At 46.9% G+C, this 9084-nt stretch carries 7 protein-coding genes; 5 read left to right on the top strand and 2 right to left on the bottom strand.

All coding sequences use genetic code 11. The annotated features are described in order from the left end of the window. Positions 1-346: 346 nt before the first annotated feature. Both QUA00_RS35335 and QUA00_RS35330 read right to left on the bottom strand, forming a co-directional pair. Positions 347-865, bottom strand: a complete 519-nt coding sequence (locus QUA00_RS35335) for a hypothetical protein (RefSeq protein WP_333102109.1) — start codon at positions 863-865, stop codon at positions 347-349. Positions 866-885: 20 nt separating this feature from the next. Continuing rightward, on the bottom strand, positions 886-1971 hold the full coding sequence (locus QUA00_RS35330; protein ID WP_333142223.1) for a ParM/StbA family protein: 1086 nt from the start codon (positions 1969-1971) through the stop codon (positions 886-888). Positions 1972-2382: 411 nt separating this feature from the next. Between QUA00_RS35330 and ftsH2 the strand changes: the two genes are divergently transcribed. The 5 genes from ftsH2 (at position 2383) to QUA00_RS35305 (ending at position 9032) form a co-directional block, all read left to right on the top strand. Then, positions 2383-4269, top strand: coding sequence for an ATP-dependent zinc metalloprotease FtsH2 (gene ftsH2, locus QUA00_RS35325; protein ID WP_006633417.1), 1887 nt, complete (start codon positions 2383-2385; stop codon positions 4267-4269). 155 nt (positions 4270-4424) lie between these two features. Beyond that, on the top strand, positions 4425-4799 hold the full coding sequence (locus QUA00_RS35320; RefSeq protein WP_333413190.1) for a hypothetical protein: 375 nt from the start codon (positions 4425-4427) through the stop codon (positions 4797-4799). 117 nt (positions 4800-4916) lie between these two features. Next, positions 4917-6206 (top strand): aminopeptidase P N-terminal domain-containing protein, encoded by a 1290-nt coding sequence (locus QUA00_RS35315; protein ID WP_333413188.1) that lies wholly within the window; start codon positions 4917-4919, stop codon positions 6204-6206. A gap of 256 nt (positions 6207-6462) precedes the next feature. Continuing rightward, positions 6463-7779: a PAS domain S-box protein gene (locus QUA00_RS35310; protein ID WP_333413186.1), complete on the top strand. Its 1317-nt coding sequence runs from the start codon at positions 6463-6465 to the stop codon at positions 7777-7779. Positions 7780-7856: 77 nt separating this feature from the next. Then, positions 7857-9032 carry a PAS domain S-box protein gene (locus tag QUA00_RS35305; RefSeq protein ID WP_333413184.1) on the top strand — a complete coding sequence of 392 codons (1176 nt, stop codon included), beginning with the start codon at positions 7857-7859 and terminating at the stop codon, positions 9030-9032. The last annotated feature ends 52 nt before the right edge of the window (positions 9033-9084 follow it).

Below are 9084 nucleotides of genomic sequence, written 5' to 3'. Positions count from 1 at the left end.
CTACAAGCACTTATATTCTTGCCTTCAGCTTGGTTATCGCTTACAGCCCCACGCCAATCTGATTATTTGCTTTGATAGTGTAGAGGCAACTTATTTATATAGCGGTTGCGTACTACCAAGGTTTTTCACCTAAATCAGAGTGGCTAAATTCATTCTAAGCTGTCGCGCATTTAAATTGTATATTCAGGGCGGGCGTCCCGCCCAACCCCTACTCCCCACAAGACTTTAATTTTTTTTGACAGACAACTTAAATGCCGCAACAGCTTATATGATATAAATATCTCTGGCAAATGTAAGTGATTGTTAGCAAATGTCAGAAAAAGTCTTACTGTTAATCTACCTCATTTTAGAAATCTTGGGGTAACAAAGAACTTAAACGCTCCAACAAAGGATCGGAATCCCGAGGAGGAGCAACTTCAGCATCAGACACTACATTATCATCCGCCACAGATTCAGATTCAATGGGGCCAGGCTCTACTACTTTTGAAACTGGGGCAAAAGAAACTTGAGCAAACTTACTGTTAACACTCCCCTGCAATTGATCCAACTGCGCGCTGAGTTGATTCAGGTGATGTTCCAGTCCCTCCAAACGGCTTAATTCCTCTGCCGAAACATTGTGCTCAAACTCAGCAAATTTTACCACAAGTTCAGCAATACGCTGTTCCAACCGCTGAAAGCTCTGTGTAGAGCTCGCAGACTCAGATACAGACAAAAACTGCCACAAAGCTTGCTTGCAGAGATTGCTGAAAGTCTGATACTTCGTGAAAGCCAACTCTTTTTCAATAGCGGCCAGCAAAGTTTGATCCGCAGCATCTTCCGTAAACGCCACCGAGAAATTCGCCTTATTTTTTGCCCACAGTGCCATAGGGTTCAAGCCTTAATGCGTTACTTTATCGTGGCTAGCTGAGCCTCAGCATAAATAAACTGTCCCAAAGCATTAGCTTTCCGGGAAGGCTGAGCCAAGTGAGCCTTAAGATTGGCGTCTTTAAGCAAAGGTTGCAAAACCTCCCAGAAAAACTCGCCGCCACCGCCAGTCAGAACCACATCCGTCACACGTTCGGGCAGCCACTGCACCAAACGTTCGGACAGTTCGTTAGCGAAAGCCTCCCGCAAGTCCTTAATAATCGGATCCAAATTAGTCGGCTTAGTCGCTCCTCTGGGACGGTAAAAACGCTGGCCCTCGGGTTTATTCACTGCTTCCAGTAAAGACAGAGATTGAGGGTCTGCTCCCGGAATCTTTGAGGCAACTTGTTCGTAGAACTTGTTCATTGCGAAGGAATCGCTCTTAGAAGCCGCCCGGGCGAACCGGAAACGATCGACCATTAACAAATCCGTAGTTTGGTGTCCGATATCAACAACAGCCACCGACAGTTCGGGCAACTCCGGCGTAAACTCCTTGTTATCTTGAGCCTCGCACCAAATCAGGCTGCCGAACCCTTCGGGCATCACCCAAACGTGACTGATGTTAATATCCACACGCTCGCCCCGGTACACCACAACGTGGGGAGAGCGCAGTTGGCTGATAATCTCTTCCTTTTCCTTCTCAAACTGATCCTGCGAATAAAACGGCAAACCAAGCACAACTGCTATTTCGCCCTTCATCTGGAAATATCCAGCACAGGAAAAGACCTTAACCAAAGCATCTACTACTTTCGACTGGTCAGCGCCACCGAGATTAGCGCCAAAATCTGCCGCCAATTGACCGATCGCGTAGCCCTTGCCCTGGTACTCCAGCCACATATCCAACAGAGGGTCTGTTGCTTTGGACTCAAAGCTGCCACCCCGCACCTTTTCCACGGGCATAGTAGCCACGTTGGCAGGGATGAAAACAACGCTACTAGGGTTGCGACTCACGCAAGCTTTAGTTGCCGTCCGACCCAAATCAGCACTAATAATCGATTTGTTGTTAGAAGCGACTTTAGTCTGCTGGGTCAGCATAGCCGAATTAGGAACAAGCTGTCTAGTTGTCATTGAAATGTGTTACCTCACTGAGCCTCACCATTATCATGCCTTATCCCTTGACACTGCCACGCTTAAAGACAGTGGGTTTTGCGGCGATTCTTCTAACTCTACCTAGATCGGTATCGAAATCAGCACCAAACATTATATTCGGGACGATCGCCCTTAATAGATTTTAGATTTTAGATTTTAGATTTTAGATTTTAGATTTTAGAGGCGACAACAGGGGCCGCGGTCCGGGGGCTTGTACCCTGGATGGTTTCGGTCGAGGAGTATTCTCGATCGATCGCGGCAATACGGCCTGTTGCCTGAGAGTGCATTGTTAAGTTAAATTTAGTTAAGATTCTGAGTGTAAACTTTTGTCGCACTTCTCCGACACCGCGATCTTACCCGATCTGTCCCCAATTCAAGGCATCCGCATTTATGAAAATTTCTTGGCGAACTATACTACTTTGGACTTTACCCGCCTTAGTCATCGGCTTTTTCTTGTGGCAGGGGGCCTTTGCCCCATCTCCGGCAGAAATGAGCAAGAACACCGCCAGCACCCGCCTAAGCTACGGTCGATTCTTAGATTACTTAAACGCCGGTCGAGTGACCAGCGTTGACCTTTACGACGGAGGTCGGACGGCTATTGTCCTAGCAGTCGATCCCGAACTGGACAATCACGAGCAGCGGTGGCGGGTAGACTTGCCCTCAAATGCCCCGGAACTGGTTTCTAGGCTCAGAGACTCCAAAATCAGCTTCGACACTCACCCACTACGCAACGACGGCGCTGTCTGGGGACTTTTAGGCAATCTAGTATTTCCCCTCTTGTTAGTAGGAGGCCTGTTTTTCCTCTTCCGCCGCGGTGGCAACGTGCCAGGGGGCCCTGGCCAAGCCATGAACTTTGGCAAATCCAAAGCTCGCTTTCAAATGGAAGCTAAAACAGGCGTACTGTTCGACGACGTAGCAGGCGTTGAGGAAGCCAAAGAAGAACTACAAGAAGTAGTGACATTCCTCAAAAAACCCGAACGCTTCACCGCAGTCGGGGCAAAGATTCCCAAAGGCGTGCTGCTAGTGGGCCCTCCCGGAACCGGTAAAACCTTGCTGGCAAAAGCGATCGCAGGCGAAGCCGGCGTGCCTTTCTTCAGCATCTCCGGTTCGGAATTTGTGGAAATGTTCGTCGGTGTCGGCGCTTCCCGCGTTCGGGACTTGTTCAAGAAAGCTAAAGAAAATGCTCCTTGCATCATCTTTATTGATGAAATCGATGCAGTGGGTCGCCAGCGCGGCGCCGGTATCGGCGGCGGTAACGACGAACGCGAACAAACCCTGAACCAGTTGCTGACCGAAATGGACGGTTTTGAGGGCAATACTGGCATTATCATCATTGCTGCCACGAACCGCCCCGACGTGCTCGACTCAGCGCTGCTGCGTCCGGGACGTTTTGACCGCCAAGTTAGCGTAGATACGCCGGATATCAAAGGCCGCTTGGAAATTTTGGAAGTTCACGCGCGCAACAAGAAGCTGTCTGCGGAAATTTCTTTGGACGCCATCGCCCGCCGTACTCCTGGTTTTACCGGCGCTGATTTGGCTAACTTGCTCAACGAAGCTGCGATTTTAACCGCCCGCCGCCGCAAAGAAGCGATTACGATGCTCGAAGTTGACGATGCAGTCGATCGCGTGGTAGCAGGTATGGAAGGCACTCCCTTGGTGGACAGCAAGAGCAAGCGCTTGATTGCTTACCACGAAATCGGCCACGCGATCGTCGGTACAATCATTCAAGCCCACGATCCAGTTCAAAAAGTTACCTTAGTTCCTCGCGGACAGGCCCGCGGCTTGACTTGGTTCATGCCCAGCGAAGACCAAGGTTTGATTTCTCGATCGCAAATTTTAGCCCGCATTAGCGGTGCTTTGGGTGGCCGCGCAGCCGAAGAAGTAGTTTTCGGCGATGCCGAAGTAACCACCGGTGCCGGCAACGATTTGCAGCAAGTAAGCGGCATGGCGCGGCAAATGGTGACTCGCTATGGGATGTCTACCTTGGGCCCGATCGCCCTGGAAGCCCAGCAAAGCGAAATTTTCCTTGGCCGCGACTACACAGCGCGATCGGAATATTCCGAAGAAATAGCCTCTCGGATTGACGGACAAGTTCGATCGATTGTCGATCACTGCTACGACGACGCCCGCCGAATTATTCGCGAAAATCGCACCGTGATCGATCGCTTAGTCGATTTGTTGATTGAAAAAGAAACCATCGACGGCGAAGAGTTGCGCCTAATTGTCTCTGAATACACTTTTGTTCCTGAAAAAGAACAATACGTTCCTCAGCTTTAAAAAGAAGAGTGAATATTGAGGGCGAATAGAATTCGCTGCTACACAAACAAAGTCCGCCTGCGCGGACTGAAGAAATTCAACCCGCGCAGGCGGGTTTTGTCTGTGTAGCAGCGGTTTCAACCGCCGAGTCAAAAGAAACTTCTTCCTCCTGCTATATGATTAAGAGTTCATCGATTTGTTTGATAGTAATTTCAACATTAATTTTTGGCATAAATTTGAGCGCCCGCGCCGAAAAATTAAGATGTTTTGTAGATATTTGCATCGACTCCAGCAGCGTTGAATTAAGTAAATCCGATATTCCCGGTGCTCCCTCTTATCCAGTCAGAACTATTTTAGGAACTAGACAGTTTAGTAACGAAAAATTGTTGGCGCAAATGGAAGTTGACTGCCAGCAGCGACAGTTGAGAACTGTCAGAGTTAGCGAAGATGGCGAAATTTGGTCGAATTTCGATCCGAGATGGACTTTAGTCGATCGCAACTCATCTTTGTCTGGGCTGGTTGACTATACTTGTCAATTGGCGATCGAATAAGCATAAAATGCCGATCGAGACTTAGGCTGCAATCCAAAATCCCCAATCGAATAACTTAAAATGTCGATCGCGACTTAGGCTAAAATCTAAAATCTAAAATCTAAAATCTAAAATCGGATGACAAACCCCACCGAATACCGGCAAAGACGCGAACAGTTAATGGCCAAAATTGGCAGCGGGACGGCGATATTTCGCAGCGCGCCCGCAGCCGTCATGCACAACGATGTAGAATACGCATACCGACAAGATAGCGATTTTTTCTACTTAACCGGTTTCAACGAAGCTGCGGCGGTAGCAGTGCTCGCGCCACACCACGAGGAACACAAATTTGTTTTGTTTGTGCAGCCAAAAGACTTGGAAAAAGAAACTTGGCACGGTTATCGTGCCGGAGTAGAAGGCGCTAAAGAACTTTACGGTGCGGATGAAGCTTTCCCGATTAATGAACTTGCCGAAAAACTGCCGAAATATTTAGAAAAAGCCGATCGCATATACTATCACTTCGGGCGCGATCGTACTTTCGACCAAACAGTCCTCAATCACTGGCAGCGCTTGATGGCAACCTACCCAAAACGCGGCACAGGCCCGACAGCAATCGAAGATTCCAATATCATTTTACACCCGATGCGGCTGGTGAAAAGCGAAACAGAATTAGCATTAATGCGAAAAGCGGCTAATATCTCAGTTGCAGCGCACAACCGCGCCCAAGAATTCGCTAAGCCGGGCAGATACGAATATGAAATTCAAGCTGAAATAGAACATACTTTTGGCTTAAATGGGTGCACTCCGGCTTACCCTTCAATTGTTGCATCAGGTTACAATTCCTGCGTCCTCCACTACATCGAAAACAACCGCCAAATGCAGGAAAACGATTTGTTGCTAATAGATGCTGGTTGTGCTTGCGGTTACTACAACGCCGATATTACTCGCACCTTTCCTGTTAGCGGCAAATTTACAACTGAACAACAGATAATTTATGACTTAGTTTTGCAAGCACAATTGCAGGCAATTAGTCAAGTATCTCCGGGAAATCCTTACAGCAAAATTCACGAAACTGCTGTGCGCGTTTTGGTGGAAGGTTTAATGGATTTAAAACTTTTGGTGGGGGACATTGAAGAGATAATTAAAGAAGAGAAATACAAGCCATTTTATATGCACCGCACTGGTCATTGGCTGGGATTGGATGTGCACGATGTCGGCGTTTATCAGTACGGCGAAAATCCGCAAGTTTTGCAGGCAGGACAAGTGCTGACGGTGGAACCGGGGATTTATATTTCTCCTTATATTAAACCGGTTGAAGGACAGCCGGAGGTTCCTGAAAAATGGCGCGGTATTGGTGTGAGAATTGAAGATGATGTTTTGGTAACATTGGAAAGTCATGAAGTCTTGACGGCGGGAGTTCCTAAATAATTGTTGACTGTTGACTGTTGACTGTTGACTGTTTGAACAATACCGATGCAACCGGAAACGATTTATGTAGGGTGCGGATCTGTTCTATGGTTCAATGGAATTTGCTCCTTGACGGGTGGCGACGCACCTTAGTTACAACTTGATTGTGTGTACCGCATATAAATTGAATCTGCTGTAAGTTGGCACTGAAGGCTTGAGCTTTGTTAGTATTAACTTGAAAAAGCTCAAGTCCGCCACTGCCAAACAAAGAGCCATTATGTGTATTGATCCTACCAAGATCGATCGACCTCTGGAAACCTGCGAAGCATTAGTAGCAGAGCAAAAAGCAAAAATTCGGCAACTTGAAGAGGATTTGCAGCAGCAGAGAGAATTGTGCCAGAAATTAGAAGCACAACTCAAAGCAGTCGAGAATGCTGGCTTTTCGGGTTCGGCAACAGAATTTGATATCACCGAGGACGATCGTATTCGGTTAATCACATCTCTGGAAAAAAGCCAGGAAATGTACCGAACTCTCATCAAACATTATCCGAATGGGTCGGTGTTTTTGTTCGATCGCGATTTGCGCTATACTCTGGTTGACGGCCAAGGTTTGGCAGTAGTTGGTTTGTCCAAAGAACAGTTGGAAGGCAAAACATTGTGGGAAGTATCCCCACCTGAAGATTGGCAACTTTTTGAGACTACATATCGCGCTGCTTTGGCAGGAAAAGAGAATACTTTTGAATATAAATACGGCGATCGCATTTATTCAACAACAATTGTTCCCGTCAAAAACGACCGGGAAGAAATTTTTGCAGGAATGGTCGTTACTCAAGATATTACCGAAAAAAAACAGGCAGAAATAGCGCTGGAAGAAATCAAAAATCAGCTACAAATTAAATATCAAAAGCGCACTGAGGACTTGAAAACAGCCAACGATCAATTGCAGGAAGAAGTTCTCTCTCGCTGGCGCGCCGAAAAAGCTCTGCGGAAAAGCCAGGAACAGCTAGAATTGTTTTTCTCTCAATCTTTAGATGGTTTTTTCTTTATGATGCTGGACGAACCCGTCCACTGGGACGATACAGTTGACAAAGAAAAAGTTTTGGATTACATATTTGCTAACGGGCGGGTAACGAAGGCAAATGATGCTTTGATAGCTCAATACGGAGGTACTAGGGAAGAGTTTATTGGCCGGACGCTTTACTCTTTCTTGTCTCACGACTTGACTGGTGGCAGAGAGATAATAAGGCAATTTTTTGATGCTGGCAGAATTCACATCGAAAATGAGAATCGCACGTTTGACGGAGTTCCAGTTTGGATAGAAGGCGACTATATTTGCATTTACGATTCCCACGGCAGAATCATCGGGTATTTTGGCGTACAGCGCGATATTAGCGATCGCAAAAAAGCAGAAGCAACCCTCAGAGATAGCGAAGAACGCTTTCGGGCAACCGTCGAACAAGCGGCAGTCGGTATTACCCACCCTGACGCAACAGGCCGCTATTTGCGAGTCAATCAAAAATTCTGCGAGATAAGCTGTTCTCCATTTAAATTGTGTGTCAAAAATCACTCAAATTATTGTGGGATGGGCTTCTAGCCCGTCCCGAATATGCAATTTAAACGCGCAACAGCTTAGTCGGATATACTGCGACTGAACTGCTGTCGCGAACTTGGATGGACGTTACTTACCCAGAAGATATAGATGCAGATTTAGGACAAAACAAGAAATTATTTGCCGGGGAAATTGACAGTTTTAAAATGGAAAAACGCTTGCTGCACAAAGACGGCACTGTAGTTTGGGTAAATATTACAGTATCGCTAATCAAAGAACCGCTGAGCGGGGCCATTTACAATGTAGTGGTGACAGAAGATATTAGCGATCGCCAAAAAACCGAAGCAGCACTGAAAGAAAGCGAAGAAAGGTTCCGAGAGCTAGCAGAAAACATTGAAAGCGTGTTTTGGATGGTAAACGTTCAACCCCAAGAAATTATTTATATCAGTCCGGCTTACGAAAAGATTTGGGGCAGAAGCTGCGCTGATTTGTATGCTAACAGGCGCTTTTTTGCAGATTCCATCCATCCAGAAGATCGCGCGCGGGTGATTGCTAATTTAACTAGGCAAATTGAGTCTGAAGACGAGATAGAATATCGAATTGTCAGGCCGGACGGCAAAACCCGCTGGATTCGCGATCGGGCTTTTCCGATTAGAAATCAATCTGGTAAAGTTTACCGCATCGTGGGCATTGCAGTAGATATTACCGCACGAAAACAGGCAGAAAAAACCATCCGCGAAAGTGAAGAACGCTTCCGCCAGCTAGCAGAAAATATCCAAGATTCCGTTTGGCTAATGTCAGCGGAATTCACAGATTTATTGTATCTGAGTCCCGCTTACGAACAAATCTGGGGGCGCAGTCGCGAAGAATTGTATGCTGATCCCTTAAAAATGATGAAGTGGGTGCATCCAGAAGATAAACACCTGTTGGAAGAGGCAATGGGGCAAGTGTTGCAGGGCGAGTCCACCAATACCGAATATCGGATTTTTCTGCCAGACGGCACAATTCGCTGGGTGTGCGATCGAGCTTTTCCCATTTACGACGAATCGGGCAAACTTTACCGCATCGCCGGTATTTGCGAAGATATCAGCGATCGCAAATTTACCGATGCCCGCATCCAAGCAGCACTCCGCGAGAAAGAAGTATTGCTCAAAGAAATTCACCACAGAGTCAAAAATAATATGCAGGTAATTTCCAGCTTGCTGCAACTTCAAGCTCAATATATTGAAGACGAACCGACGCTAGCTTTATTTGAAGAAAGCCAGACCCGTATCATTGGTGACAAGTTAAGGCTGTAAGTCTTTTGTCAAGAGGCTTTCGGAGAGTTCTTAAAAAAGAATTGGTCAGACC

Origin of the sequence: Microcoleus sp. T2B6, assembly GCF_036700475.1 — a bacterium.
Classification (GTDB): Bacteria; Cyanobacteriota; Cyanobacteriia; order Cyanobacteriales; family Microcoleaceae; genus Microcoleus.
The sequence above is the reverse complement of the archived record's forward strand: the minus strand, read 5'-3'. Positions and strand labels throughout refer to the sequence as shown.